General features: G+C 62.6%; 21 protein-coding genes. 8 read left to right on the forward strand and 13 right to left on the reverse strand.

Annotated features, from left to right (window positions below):
• The first annotated feature begins 37 nt into the window (after window positions 1–37).
• The 4 genes from OHD58_RS24370 to OHD58_RS24385 all read left to right on the forward strand — a co-directional run bounded on the left by OHD58_RS24370 (window position 38) and on the right by OHD58_RS24385 (window position 5,289).
• Complete coding sequence (locus tag OHD58_RS24370; protein ID WP_263806201.1) at window positions 38–1,252, forward strand: MFS transporter; 1,215 nt, start codon at window positions 38–40, stop codon at window positions 1,250–1,252.
• A 156-nt stretch (window positions 1,253–1,408) separates the two neighbouring features.
• Window positions 1,409–2,242 carry an AraC family transcriptional regulator gene (locus OHD58_RS24375; RefSeq protein WP_263806203.1) on the forward strand — a complete coding sequence of 278 codons (834 nt, stop codon included), beginning with the start codon at window positions 1,409–1,411 and terminating at the stop codon, window positions 2,240–2,242.
• A gap of 76 nt (window positions 2,243–2,318) precedes the next feature.
• Window positions 2,319–2,504, forward strand: a complete 186-nt coding sequence (locus OHD58_RS24380) for a hypothetical protein (protein ID WP_263806343.1) — start codon at window positions 2,319–2,321, stop codon at window positions 2,502–2,504.
• 121 nt (window positions 2,505–2,625) lie between these two features.
• Complete coding sequence (locus tag OHD58_RS24385; protein WP_263806204.1) at window positions 2,626–5,289, forward strand: EAL domain-containing protein; 2,664 nt, start codon at window positions 2,626–2,628, stop codon at window positions 5,287–5,289.
• A 1-nt stretch (window position 5,290) separates the two neighbouring features.
• On the opposite strand, the gene OHD58_RS24390 is transcribed toward OHD58_RS24385, so the two are convergent.
• A complete protein-coding gene (locus OHD58_RS24390) occupies window positions 5,291–5,689 on the reverse strand; it encodes a DUF1801 domain-containing protein (protein ID WP_412177286.1) in 399 nt (132 codons plus the stop codon).
• Window positions 5,690–5,724: 35 nt separating this feature from the next.
• Entirely contained in the window at window positions 5,725–6,645 is a 921-nt protein-coding gene (locus OHD58_RS24395; RefSeq protein ID WP_412177288.1) for a LysR family transcriptional regulator, read from the reverse strand.
• A gap of 81 nt (window positions 6,646–6,726) precedes the next feature.
• Here OHD58_RS24395 and OHD58_RS24400 point away from each other — a divergent pair, with 81 nt between their 5' ends.
• A complete protein-coding gene (locus OHD58_RS24400) occupies window positions 6,727–7,599 on the forward strand; it encodes an oxidoreductase (RefSeq protein WP_263806206.1) in 873 nt (290 codons plus the stop codon).
• A gap of 20 nt (window positions 7,600–7,619) precedes the next feature.
• On the opposite strand, the gene hisC is transcribed toward OHD58_RS24400, so the two are convergent.
• From hisC to OHD58_RS24435, 7 genes are all read right to left on the reverse strand, one after another.
• On the reverse strand, window positions 7,620–8,672 hold the full coding sequence (gene hisC / locus OHD58_RS24405) for a histidinol-phosphate transaminase (protein WP_263806207.1): 1,053 nt from the start codon (window positions 8,670–8,672) through the stop codon (window positions 7,620–7,622).
• A gap of 290 nt (window positions 8,673–8,962) precedes the next feature.
• The gene (locus OHD58_RS24410) at window positions 8,963–10,906 is read right to left on the reverse strand and encodes an RES domain-containing protein (RefSeq protein WP_263806208.1); all 1,944 of its coding nucleotides are present in this window, start codon (window positions 10,904–10,906) and stop codon (window positions 8,963–8,965) included.
• A gap of 225 nt (window positions 10,907–11,131) precedes the next feature.
• Window positions 11,132–11,662 carry a DUF1801 domain-containing protein gene (locus tag OHD58_RS24415; RefSeq protein ID WP_263806209.1) on the reverse strand — a complete coding sequence of 177 codons (531 nt, stop codon included), beginning with the start codon at window positions 11,660–11,662 and terminating at the stop codon, window positions 11,132–11,134.
• 11 nt (window positions 11,663–11,673) lie between these two features.
• Entirely contained in the window at window positions 11,674–12,039 is a 366-nt protein-coding gene (locus tag OHD58_RS24420; protein WP_263806210.1) for a DoxX family protein, read from the reverse strand.
• Window positions 12,040–12,085: 46 nt separating this feature from the next.
• On the reverse strand, window positions 12,086–12,475 hold the full coding sequence (locus OHD58_RS24425) for a VOC family protein (protein WP_263806211.1): 390 nt from the start codon (window positions 12,473–12,475) through the stop codon (window positions 12,086–12,088).
• 69 nt (window positions 12,476–12,544) lie between these two features.
• The gene (locus OHD58_RS24430; protein WP_263806213.1) at window positions 12,545–12,955 is read right to left on the reverse strand and encodes an SRPBCC family protein; all 411 of its coding nucleotides are present in this window, start codon (window positions 12,953–12,955) and stop codon (window positions 12,545–12,547) included.
• Window positions 12,952–13,275 (reverse strand): ArsR/SmtB family transcription factor, encoded by a 324-nt coding sequence (locus tag OHD58_RS24435; protein ID WP_263806214.1) that lies wholly within the window; start codon window positions 13,273–13,275, stop codon window positions 12,952–12,954. Before OHD58_RS24435 ends, OHD58_RS24430 begins: the two co-directional genes overlap by 4 nt.
• Before the next feature lie 209 nt (window positions 13,276–13,484).
• Here OHD58_RS24435 and OHD58_RS24440 point away from each other — a divergent pair, with 209 nt between their 5' ends.
• Together OHD58_RS24440 and OHD58_RS24445 are read left to right on the forward strand one after the other, a co-directional pair.
• Window positions 13,485–14,402: a neutral zinc metallopeptidase gene (locus OHD58_RS24440; protein ID WP_263806215.1), complete on the forward strand. Its 918-nt coding sequence runs from the start codon at window positions 13,485–13,487 to the stop codon at window positions 14,400–14,402.
• A 183-nt stretch (window positions 14,403–14,585) separates the two neighbouring features.
• Window positions 14,586–15,845, forward strand: a complete 1,260-nt coding sequence (locus tag OHD58_RS24445; protein WP_263806216.1) for a TCR/Tet family MFS transporter — start codon at window positions 14,586–14,588, stop codon at window positions 15,843–15,845.
• An 18-nt stretch (window positions 15,846–15,863) separates the two neighbouring features.
• Here the strand turns inward: OHD58_RS24445 and OHD58_RS24450 are convergent, their stop codons facing one another.
• From OHD58_RS24450 to OHD58_RS24460, 3 genes are all read right to left on the reverse strand, one after another.
• Entirely contained in the window at window positions 15,864–16,202 is a 339-nt protein-coding gene (locus OHD58_RS24450) for an ArsR/SmtB family transcription factor (protein ID WP_263806217.1), read from the reverse strand.
• Window positions 16,203–16,309: 107 nt separating this feature from the next.
• Window positions 16,310–17,509, reverse strand: coding sequence for a glutamine-hydrolyzing carbamoyl-phosphate synthase small subunit (gene carA / locus OHD58_RS24455; protein WP_263806218.1), 1,200 nt, complete (start codon window positions 17,507–17,509; stop codon window positions 16,310–16,312).
• A 146-nt stretch (window positions 17,510–17,655) separates the two neighbouring features.
• Complete coding sequence (locus OHD58_RS24460; RefSeq protein ID WP_263806219.1) at window positions 17,656–18,171, reverse strand: hypothetical protein; 516 nt, start codon at window positions 18,169–18,171, stop codon at window positions 17,656–17,658.
• Window positions 18,172–18,245: 74 nt separating this feature from the next.
• Between OHD58_RS24460 and OHD58_RS24465 the strand changes: the two genes are divergently transcribed.
• Window positions 18,246–18,695, forward strand: a complete 450-nt coding sequence (locus OHD58_RS24465; RefSeq protein ID WP_263806221.1) for a GatB/YqeY domain-containing protein — start codon at window positions 18,246–18,248, stop codon at window positions 18,693–18,695.
• A gap of 83 nt (window positions 18,696–18,778) precedes the next feature.
• Here the strand turns inward: OHD58_RS24465 and OHD58_RS24470 are convergent, their stop codons facing one another.
• Window positions 18,779–19,162 carry a hypothetical protein gene (locus OHD58_RS24470; protein ID WP_263806223.1) on the reverse strand — a complete coding sequence of 128 codons (384 nt, stop codon included), beginning with the start codon at window positions 19,160–19,162 and terminating at the stop codon, window positions 18,779–18,781.
• Between the last annotated feature and the right edge of the window lie 50 nt (window positions 19,163–19,212).

A 19,212-nucleotide genomic window follows, 5' to 3' on the forward strand; every position in this document is an offset into this window, starting at 1 on the left:
AGGCTGCCCGGCGCATCCACGCCGCACGGAGTTTCAATTGACCGACACGACCGCCAGCGCCGGAAGAATACCGGCCGAGACCACCGCCTATGCCGTCATCCTGGCGGTGAGTTTCTGCCATCTGCTCAACGACATCATGCAGTCGCTGCTGTCGGCGATCTATCCGATGCTGAAGGCGGACTACGGGCTGGATTTCTGGCAGATCGGCCTTTTGACGATGACCTTCCAGGTGACGGCGTCGCTGCTGCAGCCGGTGATCGGCATCTACACCGACAGGCGGCCGCTGCCCTATTCGCTGCCGGTCGGCATGGGCTCGACGCTGATCGGGCTGATCTTCCTGGCATTTGCCGGGCAGTATGTCTTTCTGCTCGTCGGCGCGGCCCTGGTCGGACTGGGTTCGGCGGTGTTCCACCCGGAATCGTCGCGCGTCGCGCGGCTTGCATCCGGCGGACGCTACGGGCTGGCGCAGTCGCTGTTCCAGGTGGGCGGCAATTTCGGCCAGGCCATGGGACCGCTGCTGGCGGCGTTCATCGTGGTGCCGCGCGGCCAGTCGAGCGTCGCCTGGTTCTCCGTGGCGGCGCTGGTCGGCATGATCGTGCTGTGGAAAGTCGGCACCTGGTACAGCAACCACCGCAAGGCCAATGCCGCGCGTCCGGCAGCCGCGCCGGTGCTGACGCTGCCGCGCCGCACGGTGGTGATCGCGCTGGTCGTGCTGGCGCTGCTGACCTTTTCCAAGAACATTTACATGGCGAGTATCTCCAGCTTCTACACCTTCTACGTCATCGAGAAATTCGGGGTGACGGTGCAGATGTCGCAGATCCTGCTGTTCGTGTTTCTCGGCGGCGCTGCCGTCGGCACCATCGTCGGCGGACCGTTCGGCGACCGCTTCGGCGCCAAGACGGTGATCTGGTTCTCCATCCTCGGCGTGCTGCCGTTCACGCTCGTGCTGCCTTATGCCGATCTCAACTGGACCATCATCCTGTCGTTCGTCATCGGCCTCGTCATGGCCTCGGCGTTTCCTGCGATCGTGGTTTTTGCCCAGGAACTGGTGCCGGGCAGGGTCGGCATGGTGGCCGGCATCTTCTTCGGCTTCGCCTTCGGCATGGGCGGCATCGCGGCCGCGGTGCTCGGCGTCGTCGCCGACGCCAAGGGCATCGACTTCGTCTATGCGGTGTGTTCGTTCATGCCGCTGCTCGGGCTGTTGACCATATTCCTGCCCAACACGCGCCAGGCGCGTCGCGCGACGGCCTGACGACCGGTCATTGGACATGAAAGCGCCCGGCGAAAGCCGGGCGCTTTTTATTTGTGCGCCGCGCAGCAATCGCGATCAAATGCGCCCTAAAAGCATGCTCTAGAGTGTGCGGACGTTCAGCCAAGCGGGCCGTTGAACCGGCAGGATGAGGATCGCATGGACCCGGTAGAAAGAGCCATCTGGTTCGTGGAGCAGGGTTTCGACAAGGAAATCTCGCTCGAGAACATCGCGGCGGTCGCCGGGGTGTCGCGGTTCCACATGGCACGCGCCTTCGGCGCCGCGACGGGCCACTCGGTGATGCGCTACGTGCGCGGTCGCAGGCTCTCGGAGGCGGCGCGAACGCTGGCCGCCGGCGCGCCGGACATTCTCGCCGTGGCGCTCGACGCCGGATACGGATCCCACGAAGCCTTCACCCGCGCCTTCCGCGATCAGTTCGGGGTGACGCCCGAACAGCTTCGCGCGCAAGGCTCGCTCGACATCGTCAACCTCATGGAGCCAATCAAGATGGACAATTCGCTCGTCATCGATCTCGAAGAGCCGCGTTTCGAAGACGGCAAGCCGCTGCTGATCACCGGCATCGGCGTGCGCTACACCTGCGACACGAACCAGGGCATTCCTGCCCAGTGGCAGCGTTTCGGCCCGCATATCGGCAACATTCCGGGCCAGATCGGGTCGGTCTCCTACGGGCTGTGCTGCAATTTCGACCACGACGACAGCTTCGAATACATCGCCGGCGTCGAGGTTTCGAGCTTCGGCGACGTGCCCGAAGGTTTCAGCACAATCAGGGTTCCGCCGCAGAAATATGCGGTGTTCGACCATCGCGAACACATCTCGGCGATCGGCAGGACTGTCTCGGCCATCTGGAGCAAATGGCTGCCGCAGTCCGGATACGAGGTGGCCGACGCCCCGAATTTCGAACGCTACGACGACCGTTTCGATCCGCAAACCGGCAAGGGCGTCGTCGAAATCTGGATACCGCTCAGAGCCTGACGACGGGCGGAACATCGCCGTTCGCCATGCGTTGACGGGGACGGCCCGGACGGCCGTATGGAGGAACAACATGGCCATGAAGGAAAAATCGGCGGTCACCGCCAAGGGCAAGGCCGCCGGCGCATCGCTGAAGAGAAGCGCCGGCAAGGAAGAGCGGAAGATCGAAGCCTCCAAGGGCAGCGACCTGGCCAAGGGCGCGAAGCGTTTCGAGGAGCGCTCGAAAAGTTCCGACGGCAAGAGCGCGGGCACAAAACAACGCTGACGGTAATAGCAACGGCGAAATATGCCAAAATTACAAGGAACACCGGAAAGCCTAATTTAAGCAGTCATCCTTAATCTACGCGGCAAATCGAGCGGATCGATTTTGCGACGGTGACGGGTTCTTGAAGCATTCTGGCGCCAAATACAGGAATGTGCGGCGGGCCGTTTTCGCGACGACCAATATTCCTGCGGCCATAGCGTTCGTCGTCATCGTGGTCTTGTGCTTTTTCGCCGACCACCAGAACCGGCTCCTTTCGCGGCAGGCGTCGCGGGCTGAGGTTCTTGCGCAGACGAACCTGATCCGCTCCAATCTCGAAGGCATCGTCAACGGCAACATCCAGCTGGTGCGCGGGCTGGTCGCCACGCTGTCCACAGAGCCCGAAATGAGCCAGGAGCGCTTCGAGCAACTCGCCTCGACCCTCTTCGGTGCCGACAACCAGCTGCGCAATATCGCCGGCGCTCCCAATCTGGTCATTTCGCTGATGCATCCTTTGGCCGGCAACGAAAAGGCGATCGGTCTCGACTATCGGAAGAACAAGGCGCAACGCGATGCCGCGCTGAAGGCAAGGGACAGCGGAGAGCTGGTCCTGGCAGGCCCGATCGACCTGGCGCAAGGCGGCCAGGGGTTGGTCGCGCGCTTTCCTGTCTTCGTGAATTCGCCCGGCGGGAGCAAGACGTTCTGGGGAATCGTTTCTGCCGTCATCGACGCTGAAAGGCTTTATCGCGACGCCGGGTTGCGCGATCCGGACTCGTCCGTCGAGGTGGCCATCGTCGGCAAGGACGGCCGTGGAGCGGCCGGGCCTCAGTTCTTCGGGAGCCGGGCTGTTCTGGACAACGATCCGGTGACAGCCGGCGTGATGTTTCCAACCGGTTCCTGGCAGCTTGCCGCCATCCCCAAGGGCGGCTGGGATCTGGCTGGGCGCAACATCTGGCTGTTCAGGCTTTTCATGGTCGTTGCCGGTGCGCTGGTGGTGATCCCGATCCTGGTCGCCGGGCGCCTGGTCGAGGAGCGGCAGAAGCACTACCGGCAACTGCGGCGGAGCGAAAAAGAGCTGCGGCAGCTTTCGCAAAGGCTGGAACTCGCGCTCGAAGCGTCGCAGATCGGGGTGTGGGAGCACAACCTGGACAACAATGAGCTGCTATGGGACGACCGCGTCAACGAACTCTATGGAAAGCCCGAGGACGGCGAGCCGCGGGGATTTGACGACTGGATTGGGGCGATCCATCCCGAAGATGCCGAACAGGCGCAGAAGGATTTCGATGCGGCGGTCGCGGGCCATGGCCCCTATTCGTCCGAATACAGGCTGCTGCTGCCCAACGGGACGCTCCGGTATATCCGGACCCGGGCAACCATCTTCCGCGATCGCAACGAACCGCCCAAGATGATCGGCGCCGAATGGGATGTGACCGCCGACGTCACATTGCGCAAGGATCTTGAACGAGCCAGGGATCTTGCCGAACGCCGATATGCGGAGCTCGAAAAGATCAGGGCACGCATCGAATATGTGGCGATGCACGATTCACTGACCGGCCTGCCCAACCGGCGTTATCTCGATGCCGTACTGGAGCGCTTCGTGCCCACAGGCAAGGATAGCATCGCGCTGCTGCATATCGACCTCGACCGCTTCAAGCAGATCAACGACACGCTGGGCCATGCCGCGGGCGATGCGATGCTGGTGCATGCGGCGAACGTGCTCAAGACAAATGTCCGCGAAGGTGATTTCGTCGCCCGCATCGGCGGCGACGAGTTTGTGGTGTTCTGCCCCTCGGAAGGCGATCCCGAGCAGATGGCGATGCTTGCCGACCGGATCATCCGCCACATGCGGCGTCCGGTTGCCTATCAGTCCTACGAATGCCGTTTCGGCGTCAGCGTCGGCATCGCCAGCGAAACCGGCGAACTGGACCCGAAGCGCCTGCTGGTGAATGCCGACATCGCGCTCTACCGGGCCAAGAGCCGCGGCCGCAACCGGCATGAATTCTTCACCGAGGCGCTGCAGCAGGAAATCATCGTCACCAAGAAGATGGCCGACGAAATCCTCCACGGCCTCGAATGGGACGAGTTCCTGGCCTACTACCAGCCGCAGTTCGATGCCAACACGCTGGATATCGTCGGCGTCGAAGCGCTGGTCAGATGGCGGCATCCGGTGCAGGGGATGCTGACGCCGGATGTCTTCCTGCACACAGCCGAGGAATTGAACGTCGTCTCCACCATCGACCGGATAGTCTTGGAACAGACCCTCGCACACCACGCGGAATGGTCCCGCGACGGCCTTGTCATACCGCACGTTTCGGTCAACGTGTCGGCGCGCCGGCTTCAGGACGAAGAACTGATCGGCAGCCTCCGGGACATGGGCATCAAGCCCGGGGTGCTGTCGTTCGAGCTCGTCGAATCCATCTTCCTCGACGAGAACGACGAGCTGGTGACCTGGAACATCAACCAGATCAAGGAACTCGGCATCGACATCGAGATCGACGATTTCGGCACCGGCTACGCGTCGATCGTCAGCCTGCTGAAGCTCAAGCCGCGCCGGCTGAAGATCGACCGCCAGCTGGTATCACCCATCACCACGTCGCCCGCCCAGCGGCGGCTGGTCGAATCCATCATCGATATCGGCAAGTCGCTCGGCATCGAGGTCACCGCCGAAGGCGTCGAGACCATGGAGCATGCCCGCATCCTGAAGGAACTGGGCTGCGACACCTTGCAGGGTTATGCCTTTGCCGCCCCGATGAACGCGGCTGATTTCAGGGAATTCGTCCGCACCCGCAAATGGCGCGCCGCCTCTTAAATCACTTCGATGCGTTGAGCGCTGCGGCGGCGGCAATGAGCGCCTTCAGCGCCTTTTCGTCGATCGTGTCACCCTCGCGGATATCGATGGCGCGGCGGGTGTTGCCTTCGAGGCTGGAGTTGAAGAGGCCCGAGGGGTCCGGGAGTGCCGCGCCCCTGGCGAAGGTCAGCTTCACGACGGCCTTGTAGGTCTCGCCGGTGCAGATGATGCCGGCATGCTCCCACACCGGAACGCCGCGCCACTTCCACGTCTCGACCACCTGCGGGTCGGCCTCACTGATGAGCTTTCGGACCCGGGCGAGCGTCTCGCCCCGCCAGTCGCCCAGCTCCTTGATCCGCGCATCGATCAACTGGGAGGGCGAGGCGCCGGTGGTTGCTTCCGTTGAATTGCTTTTCTTCATGGTACGTTCCCGGATCAGGTTGCTGTGTCAGCTTGTTAGCGTTGTTCGGCGATGAAATCGATGAAGGCGCGAAGCGGCGTCGGCATGAAGCGGCTGGAGAAGTAGAGGCGGGGGCCGTCGAACGGCAGCCGCCAGTCCGCCAGCACGGGCATGAGCGTTCCGCGCTCCAGAAGCGGCTCCAGCCAGTTGCCGAAGGTATAGATCAATCCATGCCCGGCGACGGCCAGGTCGAGCGCCGCGGCCGGTGTCGCGGTGGCGATGATCAGATGCGCGGGAGGGTCGACGACAAGCGTTTCTCCCTCCTTCTCGAATTCCCATCCGGTCAGCGCGCCGCTTGCGAAGCGCATGCGGATACAATCGTGTTCCAGCACGTCGCGCGGATGCGTCGGCACGCCGCGCCTGCCGAGGTAGCTCGGCGCGGCGGCAACCCCTGCCCACTGCCGGCGCGGACCGATCGGCACCGCGATCATGTCCTGCGCCAGATGCTCGCCGTAGCGAATGCCCGCATCGCAGCCCGCCGCGGTGATATCGACGAGCCGGTCATCGACCATCACTTCGATCCGGACCTCGGGATGCTTCGCGAGAAACCCGTCGATCAGTGGCGGAAGGATATCGACCATCACCGCGCCCGGCACGTTCAGCTTGAGACGCCCGCGCACCTTGGACTGCGAGCTCGCCGCGTCATCCAGGGCCGCGCGCGCCTCCGACATGACCGGCCCAAGCCGCTCGGCGAGCGCTCGGCCGGCCTCAGTCAGCTGCACGCTGCGTGTCGTTCGGAGCAAAAGCGGCACGCCGAGCCGTCGTTCCAGCCGCGAGATTGTTTCGCTGACCGTTGAGGGGGCCACCCCGAGCCACCGCGCCGCGGTGCGGAATCCGCCATGCCTGGAGACCGCCGTCGACACGGCAAGAAAGACCGACAGATCGTCCAACGAGGGAAAGGCGTGATTGTTCGGCACGGCGAACAAGCTATTCGCGATGACCGCGCTTATCAAGGTTCAGCCGATCAGCCATATTGAGCGGAAAGGAGACATCCACGCATGAACAATCAGATCCCCGCGGCCGCAGCCGGCCGTTTCACCTTCCCCGGTACCTCGATCTCGGTGAACCGGATGGGTTATGGCGCCATGCAACTGGCCGGCCCGCATGTGTTCGGCGAACCCCGGGATCCGGACGAGGCCCGCGCCGTCTTGCGCGAGGCTTTGGCGCTCGGCATCGACCACATCGATACGAGCGACTACTACGGTCCGTATGTCACGAACCGCCTGATCCGCGAGGCGCTGTTCCCTTATCCCAGGCATCTGACGTTCGTCACCAAGATCGGCGCGCGGCGCGACGACAAAGGCGACTGGATCCTCGACCGCAGTGCCGATTTCCTACGCCGATCCGTCGAAGACAATCTCGAAAGGCTCGGCCTCGAGCGGATGGCGATCGTCAATCTGCGCATGGGTGGCCCCGAGGACGACATCGCCGAGCCGATGCGTGCGATGCGGCGGATGCAGGAGGAGGGACTGCTCGACCATATCGGCATCAGCACGGTCGACATGGCGCAGTTGCGCGTCGCGCGCGATATTGCCCCGGTCGTCTGCGTGCAGAACCAGTACAATCTGATCCACCGCCACGACGACGCGATGATCGGGGCGCTGGCCGGGGACGGCATCGCCTATGTGCCATATTTCCCGCTGGGCGGCTTCACGCCGCTGCAGACCGAGGAGTTGAACGCGGTCGCTGGCGCAATCGGGAAATCGCCGCAGGTTGTCGCCCTCGCATGGCTGTTGCAGCGCAGTCCGAACATCCTGCTCATTCCCGGAACCTCCCGGCGTGCGCACCTGCACGAGAACGTTTCGGCCGCGGGACTGACGCTCGCGGCGGCGCACAAGACCAGGCTGGACGCCATCGCCAGCCTGCATTGACGGAGAAACAGGCGCGGGGATCAGATCAAATCACGCGCCACCGCAATCAAGCGCTTGCACTGATCCTCCGTCCCGACCGTGATGCGCAGGAAGTCTTCGATCCGAGGCTTCTGAAAATGCCGCACCAGAACGCCGTGCTCGCGAAGTCGGGCGGCGAGATCAGCGCCGCGGTGGCTGGCATGGTGCGCGAAGACGAAGTTCGCCATGGATGGCAGAACCTCGAAGCCCAGCTCGGAGAGGGACTGGACCAGCGATTGGCGGTTCGCAATGATGCGTGCGCGCGTTTCCTCAAACCATGCATCGTCCTCCATGGCCGCGACCGCGCCCGCGATGGCCAGGCAATCGAGAGGGTAGGAGTTGAAGCTGTCCTTCACCCGTTCCAGGGCCTCGATCAAAGGCCGTTGGCCGATGGCGAAGCCCACGCGCAGTCCGGCGAGCGCCCGCGACTTGGAGAGGGTCTGGACGATCAGCAAATTGTCGTGGCGCGCGACCAGCGACACGGCGCTCTCGGCGCCGAAGTCGACGTAAGCCTCGTCGACAACCACCAGCTGGTCCGGATGTTCGGTCACCAGCGCCTCGATCGCCTCGCGCGGAAGCGCAATCCCGGTGGGGGCGTTCGGATTGGGCAGGAGGATGGCGCTGCATGGCCGCTGGAAGTCGGCGATCCGCACCCGCATCGCGGCATCGAGCGGCACCTCTTCGTAGCGGATTGCGTACAGGCCGCAGTAGACCGGGTAGAAACTGTAGGTGATGTCGGGGAACAGCAACGGCGCATCATGCTTCAGCAGCGCCTGGAAGATATGGGCCAGAACCTCGTCCGAGCCATTGCCGACGAACACCTCCTCCGGCGCGACATCGTAGCGGGCCGCGATCGCCTCGCGCAGCGCGGTCGCGCGGGGATCGGGGTAGAGGCGCAGGCGATCCGTAGCAGAGGCGATCGCGGCAAGAACGCGGGGCGACGGTGCGTAAGGGTTCTCGTTGGTGTTGAGCTTGACGAGGCCATCCAGCCTGGGCTGCTCGCCGGGCACGTAGGGCGTCAGGCCATGGACAACGGAACTCCAGAAGCGGCTCATGATGCGGGACTCAAACGGCGGATCCGGTCACAGTAAGATATGCCGGGCCGACGACGAAAGTCCGCTCACGCACCGCTCACATCTTCTCGCCGGGCAATTTGCTGGCCTGCTTCTTGCACGTCGGCTTCCTTGACCCGGGCGAGCGTCTCGCCCCGCCAGTCGCCGGCTTCCTGATCCTCGCATCGATAAGTTGGGAGGGAGGGCCTGTGGTTGCTTCCGTCGAACCGGTCTTCTTGTAGCCTCTTCGTGGTTTGTTGTCGGCGGAACGACTCGGTTATCATGCTGCCACCTCACAGGTCTGACCTGAACTTGGGTTCCTTTGCGACCTCAGCGACGCGCTTTTGAGTACGGTCTTGATCGGGATCGGCGATAGCTGCAACTGAACGGATGTAGCGGTTCACGTACGCTTCCGGCAGATCGTGTTCGACCGCGCCTTGTACAACGAAGTCCTTGTACCAGTCGTAGGGCTTGAGGCCGGTGGTGATGGATTTCGGGCTGGCAACATACGTGATCGCTTCGACAGGAAGCCCATCAGCATCGATAACGGTTACCTTGGCGTCATCGTAACCGCTGCCAAGGCCCTCGGCCTTATCCAAGACAGTCTTATCGGAAAGAGGTACGTCAAAAAGCACGCCGACCACGACCGAGGCGAGATCGCTGGTTTCAAAAGCGTCGCATTTTGCGGAGCCGTCCTTGCTGGCTTTGTGGAACCGGAGTTCGTGCCCGACCAACGATGCGATACCCTTCGCCCGGCAACGTGAAATTCGATAACGAAGCCGATCTGTACTCATGTTGGAGCCGTACGCGAAATACGTGAATGTGTCTGGAATGCCTAAGATTTCATCGTCGCCTTCGGCACTTCGGTATCTATTTACGCGGCGCTGGATAGCGTCATAACGCACCCCCCGGATTCGTACGACTTCTATGTCGCTCACGAGAAGTCTTAAGCGCGGATTGGGAGGAACGAGGTCCTCGATCTCTGAATATGTTTCCCGGTCAATGATTGATGAGCCAAAGTCGAACACTGAGGGCCGCTTCTTTCTTTCCTTCTTCTTAGCGACTACCAAAGGAGGACGCGGTGTCGTTTCCCAGATCGCAATGCTGTCGTCTGCGTCCTCGTCTGTGATCCAACCCATGTTGGCTGTAATTTTCGTTCCAGTTGGCAGCGAGTAGGGCTCCACACCGCTGGCATGATGGAAGAGCACTGCGTTACGTCCATCACCTCCCATTTGTGCAGAGGAGAAGAGGATGCCATCCAGCGTGGGCGTGACGTTGGTCGCCAGAAATTCCGCGACGGTCTGTGTGATAAGGTACTCATCTTCCTCATCGCGCGGCATGATCGGCTTGCTGATCTCTTCCACCAACCGTCGGAAGAATCGGATGCGTCCGACGACGGTGCGATAGCGAGCATCGAAGACGCTGATCTGCGCATAGATGCTGTTTAGCTTATCAAGATCAAGGAGCCGTAGTTCTCGTATTATCTCGAAGCGGCCTATGACAACGTGACTTCCTACCGGCGCTCGGACTTCCGCAATACATGTGTCCTTCTCCTGAGCGCCGTAGAACATTGAGATGCCCTTGGCGTTCATCCGCCCCGGTCTTGCGAATCTCGACGGCGGTGGTCCTAGTTCCCTGACTGGCGATCTCAGCATCTCTTCGAGTTCAGCCTCAGAAAAGGCGATGCGCCCTCGGTAAAGGAACGCCTCGTCCGTACCGGAACTGATCATTTTGATGACAGGCTCACCGGACCACGTCTTAAGCTCAGTGAGATCGCCAAAAATTTGCTCTAGCGCGCTCTGTCCTTCCTTACTGAAATACCGCGCTCGTGTTCGGATTTCGCGAATGAAGAACTCCCATGTTTCTTGGAAATCATAGATGTCGGCAGCCTTTTCGATATAGCAAGCCTCACTGCCAAATGGATCTGAGTATCCCCCTTCATGGGCCTCCCACGCGGTATCGTCAGAGATTTTATCGCGAACGGCTTCCGCGACCTCTTTCTCGCAATTGAGCAGGTCGGCGATAAGGTAGACTACGGGCTGGCCATCATCTGCACCCCACTCATCCTGGTGATGCTGGTAGTGCTCGTCTATGACTTCGCGGACGCGGCAGGCAAGATCATTAAGAGTGATGGACTTGCGACGTCTGCTACAAAATTCGCAAACTGCACGGTTGCCTTCCGAGCGCATCTCGGCGCTGAGGGCAGTGTCACCGATGCACTTGTAGCAGATATTCACCCGGCCCCCCGCCGCAGAAAGAAGACAGCACCATCTATATCACGCCAGTGGTGCACCAATGCAAACCGCGTTCAGATGGTGACGATCCCGAATGAAAACTAATCAATCGCTGCTTTGCACGCCACTTTTTTGGCTGTTAATTCAGGAAGTATGACAGGCAGCGGCCTTTCTTGGCTTACGGGCTGATTATGGCGCCTATTCGCGCCACGCCGCTCACGCACCCGCTCACATCTTCTCGCCAGGCAGTTTGCTCGCCTGCTTCACCCAGGCGGCGAACCGGGCTTCGTCGAGTTGGCCCTCGTGGATATCGAGGTAGCGCACTTCCGGATGCTTTGATGTGCCCGGCGGGACGGGATCAAGCGACGTGCCGCGGAAGAAGGTCACCTTCACGTATTTCGTGAAGCAATGCAGGCTGAGGAACCAGAGGTCGTCCTCGACGCCATAGAAAGGCGAGTTCCACTTGACCGCCTTGCGCACGCCGGGCACGGCGCGCTCGATCAGCGCGTCGAGGCGGCGCCCGACCTCGCTTTTCCAGCCCGGCATGGCCGCGATGTAGGCCTGCACCGGGGCGTCGCCGTAGCCCTTGGTGATCTGCGGGTTGCCGCCGGACAGGAGGACCGGCTGTGCTTTGCCCTCCTTGCTCCCGGATGTCGTGGACTGCTTGCCTTTGCCTCCCTTCTGCCTGGCAGGGGCGGGTTGTTTGTGGACGGCGCGCGATGGGCGCTCGGCCTTCCCTGGACTGGTCTTACCGGCCATTTCAACGGCTCCTAAAGAGGTTTCAGCACAAGCCTGCCGTAGGCGATGAACGCGCATATGGCAGCCACGACGAGCCAATAAATCATGGGACCGTAGTTCGGGTCGCCGGAAAAGATATGCAACACGCAAAAGAGCAGCATTTCCGCGGCTATGATGGCCGCTGCGATCGGGACCGCGAAACCCATCGGCTTATAGAGCGCCGGGAGGACCAGGGCCACGGCGCAAAGCAGTTCAACGACGCTCATGCCCAGCCAGACGGCGTGGGGAATTGCGCTCAGCGAAGGCACGGTTTGCTCGGAATTGGAAAACTTCCAGACCGCGCCTATGGCGGTATGCGCGGCGAGAAGGCTTTGGAGAACCCACAAGACAATGTTCATGGTGACGTCCCTGGTTGATTTGGCCGATCGGCGCTGAAGCGCCCGCCTACCAGGCCGGCTGGATGATCTGGACGAGGTTGCCGCAGCCGTCGTTGACCTGCGCGATGGTCGCGCCGGTCACGTCGGTCGGCGGCATGGCGAACTCGGCGCCGGCCGTTTTCATGCGCTCGTGGTCGCGCCTGACGTCGTCTGTGTGGAGCATGAGCGTAGGCTGGCCTTGGCTGAACATGGCCTGCTGGTAGGCCTTGGCCGCCGGGTTGTCGTCGAGCGCAAGCTGCAGCTGCGGTCCGTCCGGGTCTTCCGCCGAGGCCACGGTGAGCCAGCGGTATTGCCCCTGGCTGACATCGGTTTTTTTGGCGAGGCCCAGCACTTCGGTGTAGAAGCGCAGGGCCTTGTCCTGGTCGTCCACATAGACGCTGGTCAGTTTGATCTTCATCGGTACTCACTCCATTTTCTGATGTTCGCGGTCCGCCCCGGCAGGGCACCGCCTTGAATTGCGCCGGCCTCAGTCCATCCGGGCCAGCACCTGCTCCAGGGCGGCAAGGAACTGCGGCCACCCGGCCGTGGCGCCCCGGTAGAAAGACCGCTGATCAGGCCGGAACCCGGACTGTTCCATGCGCAGATGGGTCCCCGTGCTCGTTGGGGTGAGCGTCCAGGTGATGACACTCTTCAAATCCTTGGTGTCCCATGTGTAGCTCAGCGTTTTGTTCTGCTCGACCGTCTGGACCTGACCGTCGACGCCGCCCCAGTTTGCGCTGAAATTGAAGCGGCTTCCCGTCTCCGGCTTGAAGTCGTTCCTCATCATCCACTCCTCGATCAGGTGTGATTGCGTGAGCGCGCGCCAGATCTTTTCCGGCGGATGCGGTATCTCCCGTTCGACGATGACGGAGAGGGTTTCGGGCGGCGTTTCGTTCATTGGTCCATTCTGTTCAGCAGGTTTTCGAGGTCGTCGAACCGGGTTTCCCAAAACCCGGCCATTTCTTTTGTCCAGTCGACCAGCGGAGCCAGCGCACCGAGCTGCGCGCTGTAGTGCGTCTGGCGGCCTGCGTGGCGGTCGCGCACCAGCCCGGCCTGCTTGAGAACGCCGAGATGCTTCGACACGGCCGGTTGCGAGACCCCGGCCCGCGCCGTCAGCGCGCCGACCGTCTGCTCGCCTTCGCGGCACAATCGCTCGAAGAGAGCCCGCCTGGTCGGATCGGCGAGTGTTCTGAAGAGCGCGTCGTGAGTATTCGGCATTCGGATTGATAACCCGCTGGCTATTGATTGACGTATAACCGACGGGATATGGATTGGTCAAGCGGGCATGCGGAACGGTTTTGCCAACGCAGCGGCCCGTCGAAAAACCCTGTGACTTGATGCAACCGTTGGGCTAGTTATTGGTTTCGGTCCGCCGGATTGAGTGGTTCAGCCCGGCGGACCCGGAAAACCGCGCCAAGAGGTTCACGATGCTTTGGAGAGGCCGCCGTCAAAGTGACAATGTCGAGGACGCGCGCGGACAAGGCGGCGGGCTTCCCGGCGGTTTCGGGCGCGGCGGACCGGGCCGCATCCGCATAGGGCCTGGTGTGCGCGGCGGTGGCGGGCTGTCCGGCATCATCATCCTGGTCGTCCTGTTCTTCGTGCTGAAGGCCTGCGGCATCGACCCGATGCAGATACTCGCCGGCGGCGACCCCTCCGCGCAGGCTCCGGGCGGCGGCGGCAACGTGACGGAGACGAATGCGCCTGCCTCGGACGAGATGAAGCAGTTCGTCTCGACGGTGCTGGCCGAGACCGAGGACGTCTGGAAAGGCGTCTTCCAGGCCGAGGGCGAAACCTACAAGGAACCGACGCTGACGATGTTTTCCGGACAGATCCGGTCGGCCTGCGGCTTTGCGTCTTCGGCATCCGGGCCGTTCTATTGCCCGGGCGACCAGAAGGTCTATCTCGACACCTCCTTCTTCGACCAACTCGACCGGCAGTTCGGCGCCTCGGGCGACTTCGCGCAGGCTTACGTGATCGCCCACGAGGTAGGCCATCACGTGCAGAACCTGATCGGCGTGCTGCCCAAGTTCAACCAGATGCGGCAGTCGATGAGCGAGGGCGAAGCCAACCAGATGTCGATGCGCGTCGAGTTGCAGGCGGACTGCTTTGCCGGCGTGTGGGGTCACTTCACCGCGCAGAAGGGCATCCTTGAGGAGGGCGACATCGAGGAAGCGCTGAACGCGGCGCAACAGATCGGCGACGACACGCTGCAGCGGCGCACGCAAGGTTATGTGGTGCCGGAAAGCTTCAATCACGGCACCTCTGAGCAGCGCCAGACCTGGTTCGCGCGGGGCTTCAAGAGCGGCAAGCTGTCGGACTGCGATACGTTCAACAACCCGATCTGAGGCCGCGCACACCGCGGAGCTGTGCTGCCCGCGGCGGGCGCAGCTCTCGTGGCAAGTGTCCGAAATTGCGGATAGGCGCTGGTACAACCGCTTTGCGGCGTTCATGCATTGTTCCTGTGGGATGACTCGTCTATAAGCGACTTCCGCTTTGCCCCGGGCGGCCGCAACAACCAGAGTTTTTCCATGGTCGACGAAAAAACCGCCAAACGGGGCCTTGCGCTCGTTTTCACGACGCTGCTGCTCGACGTCATAGGCTTCGGCATCATCATGCCGGTGCTGCCGGCTTATCTGCAGGAACTGAGCGGCGTCAGCATCAGCGGCGCTGCGATCGAGGGCGGCTGGCTGTTTTTCGCCTACGCGGCGATGCAATTCGTGTTCGCGCCCGTTATCGGCGGCCTGTCCGACCGCTTCGGCCGCCGGCCCGTCCTTTTGGCGTCGGTGTTCACCTTCGCGATCGACAACCTGATCTGCGCGATCGCGTGGTCGTACCCGATGCTGTTCATCGGCCGCATCCTGGCCGGCATCAGCGGCGCCAGCTACTCCACCGCGTCGGCCTTCATCGCCGACGTCAGCACCGACGAGAACCGGGCCAAGAATTTCGGCCTGCTGGGCATCGCCTTCGGCATCGGCTTCGTCATCGGCCCGGTCCTGGGCGGGCTGCTCGGCACTTTCGGGCCGCGGGTGCCGTTCTATTTCGCCGCGGGCCTGGCGTTCCTGAACTTCGTCGTCGGTTATTTCCTGCTGCCGGAAACGCTGGAAAAACATCACCGACGCGCCTTCGACTGGCGCCGCGCCAATCCGCTCGGCTCGCTGAAGCAGATGCGCAACTACCCGGGCATCGGCAGCATACTGGCGGTATTCTTCCTGATGACGCTCGGCCACATGATGTATCCGGCGGTCTGGTCGTTCGTGAGCAGCTACCGCTATGGCTGGAGCGAGCAGCAGATCGGCTTTTCGCTTGGCGCATTCGGCCTGTGCGGCGCCATCGTCATGGCGGTGGTGCTGCCGCGGGTCATCCCGGGGATCGGCGAGTGGCGAACCGCGGCCATCGGACTGACCTTCACGGCAGCCAGCGCATTTGGCTATGCCTTCGCCTGGCAGGGCTGGATGATCTATGCGGTCATCGTTGCCGGCTGCCTGGAGGCGCTGGCCGATCCGCCGCTGCGCAGCCTTGCCGCCGCCAAGGTGCCGCCGTCGGCGCAAGGCGAGTTGCAGGGGGCGATGACGTCGATCTTCTCGCTCACGTCGATTATCACGCCGCTGCTCTACACGGCGATCTTCTCCTGGTTCACAGGGCCGGCCGCGCCGGTGGTCTTCGGGGGCGCGCCCTATCTGCTGGGTGGCGTCTTCCTGGTGCTGTCGCTGGTGGTCTTCGTCACCATGGTCGCCCGGCCGACGCCCAAGGAGGTCGAACGCATGCATGCGCCGGAGGCGATGCACTGAGCGTGGCCGGTTGTGGCGTCATTTACCGTTGACCGGCTCGGCTTCCATGATCCTTGGATAGGCAGCGGCGGCCGTGATGACCGAATCCAGCAGGCCGGGGAAGCGAGCGTCAAGGTCGTCGCGCCGGAGCGAGATGTAACGGGCGGTGCCTTCGATCCTCGTGCGGGTTATACCCGCCTCGCGCAGCTTGGCGAAATGGTAGCTCAGATTGGATTTCGAAGCGAAGTCGAGCCGCCGGCACATGGATTCGCCGTCCTCGGCAAGTTGGCGGATGATCGACAGGCGGGTGGGATCGCTGAGCGCTGCAAGCACCAGCGGTAACTCGATCTGCCCGGGATCGGGATGCAGCAATTTCATGCTCCCGATCTATGGAAATTCGAAAGCCGGATCAATGGCCGGCGCCATTGTTCAGCAAAATTTGAACTAAGAAGGGGCGCGCCAGCGGCAAACTTTTCCGCAGGCAGTCATTCCGCCAGTGCCGGCTCGCCCTTCTTTTCGCGGATCAAATTGACGAAGCGGCGGAAGAGATAGTGCGAATCCTGCGGGCCGGGCGAGGCTTCCGGGTGGTGCTGGACCGAGAACACCGGCTTGCCCGTCAGGGCGATGCCGCAGTTCGAGCCGTCGAACAGCGAAACGTGAGTCTCTTCAACACCGTCGGGCAGCGACTTGGAGTCGACCGCGAAGCCGTGGTTCATCGAGACGATCTCGACCTTGCCGGTGGTGTGATCCTTGACCGGGTGGTTGGCGCCGTGGTGGCCCTGGTGCATCTTCTCGGTCTTGCCGCCGACGGCGAGCGCCAGCATCTGGTGGCCGAGGCAGATGCCGAACATCGGCAGGCCTGTCTTCAAGAGGTCCTGGATCACCGGCACGGCATATTCGCCGGTGGCGGCCGGGTCGCCGGGGCCGTTCGACAGGAAGACACCATCCGGCTTCATGGCGACGATGTCTTCGGCGGCCGTTGTCGCCGGCACGATGGTGACCTCGGCGCCGAGCCCGGTCAAAAGCCGCAGGATGTTGCGCTTCACCCCGTAGTCGATCGCCACCACCTGCATGGTGGGCTCGCCCTGGGTTCCATAGCCTTCGTCCCAGACCCACGGCGTCTCATGCCAGGTCGAGCTCTGGCCGGAGGTGACCTCCTTGGCGAGGTCGAGGCCGACAAGGCCCGTCCAGGCCCTGGCCTGGCGTTTCAGGTCGTCGATGTCGAACTTGCCGTCGGGCGCGTGAGCGATGACGGCGTTCGGCATGCCCTTCTCGCGGATCAGCGCGGTCAGCGCGCGGGTGTCGATGCCCGACATGGCGACGATGCCGCGCCGCTTCAGCCACTGGTCGAGGTGGCCGGCGGCGCGATAGTTCGACGGGTTGGTGACGTCGGCCTTGAACACGGCGCCGACGGCGCCGGCGCGAGCCGCCGGGGTCAGGTCCTCGATATCCTCGTCGTTGGTGCCGACATTGCCGATGTGCGGAAAGGTGAAGGTGACGATCTGGCCGGCGTAGGAGGGATCGGTGAGTATTTCCTGGTAGCCGGTGAGCGCGGTGTTGAAGCACACCTCGGCAACTGCGGTGCCGGCAGCGCCCAGTCCGCGCCCCTCGATGACGGTGCCGTCAGCCAGCACGAGCAGGGCGGTGGGGATTTCGGTCGTCCAGGGGGCAGTCGTCGCGGCCATGGCGGCTCTCCATCAAACGTGCGTGCGTGAACGTTTCCCGCTGGCGGGTGCGCGGCAAAAGGCACGGGACGGCATTTCGCGACCTCCGTGCACAAGCAGAATCCAGTTCATGCAAGGCCTCCACATAGGGTAAGCCGCCGGAACGGTCAATCGGCGGCGGCCGATTTGAACTCGGCTTTCCAGCCTCCATGGAATTCGGCCACCAAGGTCGTTCGCAGTGCTCTCGCCGCGGCTTCCGCGTGGTCCATGCGCTCGATGAACCGGAGTGCGCGCGCGACGGGATCATGCAGGTATTGGTCAGGCCCCAGCATCTTTCGCCGGTTCAGTTCGGTCGTGTCCAGCAAATGGAAATCGACGCGCTCTATAGCGCAATTCCATCCCTCATGGAGACCCGACCATCCCTTTCGATGATGCTCCAGCAGCCGCTCGCGGCTGGAGTAGCCGTGATAGTCGAAGGCGACGGCGCCGTCGGTGACATAGATATGGTTCCCGGAGAAGCCTTCGCCTGGAACGATGCGCTCGGCGTGGAAGCCGGCGAGGGGCGGGCGTTCGAGGAAGGCGCCCGCGAGGATATGGCAGGCGCCGTAACCAAAGAAAATGCGGTCGGGCAGGTTCCAGCGTCTCTGAGGGTCTTTCTTGATGCCGCGCTTCAGGACGTACATGCCGTGCCCTCTTTGAGGTTTGCCGGCAGTGGTTTATCAGGACCTGCAGGAACGCACCATTCAGGACAAAACCGATGCGCGACAAGATCACCGATGCCCTCAAGACGGCGCTGAAGAGCGGCGACCGGGAACGCAGCGGCACGTTGCGGCTCGTCAACGCGGCGATCCAGGATCGCGACATTGCCAATCGCGGCACCGGCAAGCCTGCCGCCACCGACGACGAGGTGATGCAGATCCTGGCCAAGATGGTGAAGCAGCGCGAGGAATCGGCAAAGGCTTTCGACGACGGCAACCGCCCGGAACTCGCGGCCAAGGAGCGGTCCGAGATCGAGATCATCCGCGGCTTCCTGCCGACCCAGATGGACGACGCCGCGACCCAGCAGGCGATCCGCGACGTCATCGCCGAGACGGGTGCTGCCGGTGTCAGGGACATGGGCCGCGTGATGGCGGCGCTCAGGGAAAAATATGTCGGCCAGATGGATTTCGGCAAGGCCAGCGGCGTGGTGAAAAGCCTGCTGCAGTAGGGCGTTCCGGGATAACGCCGGCGCCAACATGGGTAGAACTCCATGTCGGCGTCTGCGATTCTGAAACGGACCTGACCAGGCCCTTATTCGGCAGTGGCCTGCATTTCGGGGCTGGAGGCGAAGCCGACCTCCTTGACGGTAAGCTTGTCGCCGGAGCGTGAGATTTCGAGGCTGTGGGCAGCTTCGCCCAATTCGCCCGGCACGGATATCGTGGTCGTGTGATTGTCGGCGAGTGTGGCCGAGAAGCGCATCGGCAAGCCGGCCTCTCCGTCCGCGATCGTCGCGACTACCCGAAAGCCGTCATTTTCGCTGGTAAAGTAGACGACGCCGTGAAAACGGCCGAGGTCAATGCTTTCGCCCGCCATGGCCGACAGTTCGCCGGCATGCAGGGGAGTTGTGGTCAGATAGATGGCCGCGAGACCACCGATGAAGTTGCGCGCCGTGGCGCTCCGATTGAAGTATTTCATGGCCTTGTTCCAATGTTGACAGTGTTAACTTCCGCGCATTGACATAGGCT

Origin of the sequence: Mesorhizobium sp. ZC-5 (genome assembly GCF_025753855.1) — a bacterium.
In the GTDB taxonomy this organism is placed as follows: domain Bacteria; phylum Pseudomonadota; class Alphaproteobacteria; order Rhizobiales; family Rhizobiaceae; genus Neomesorhizobium.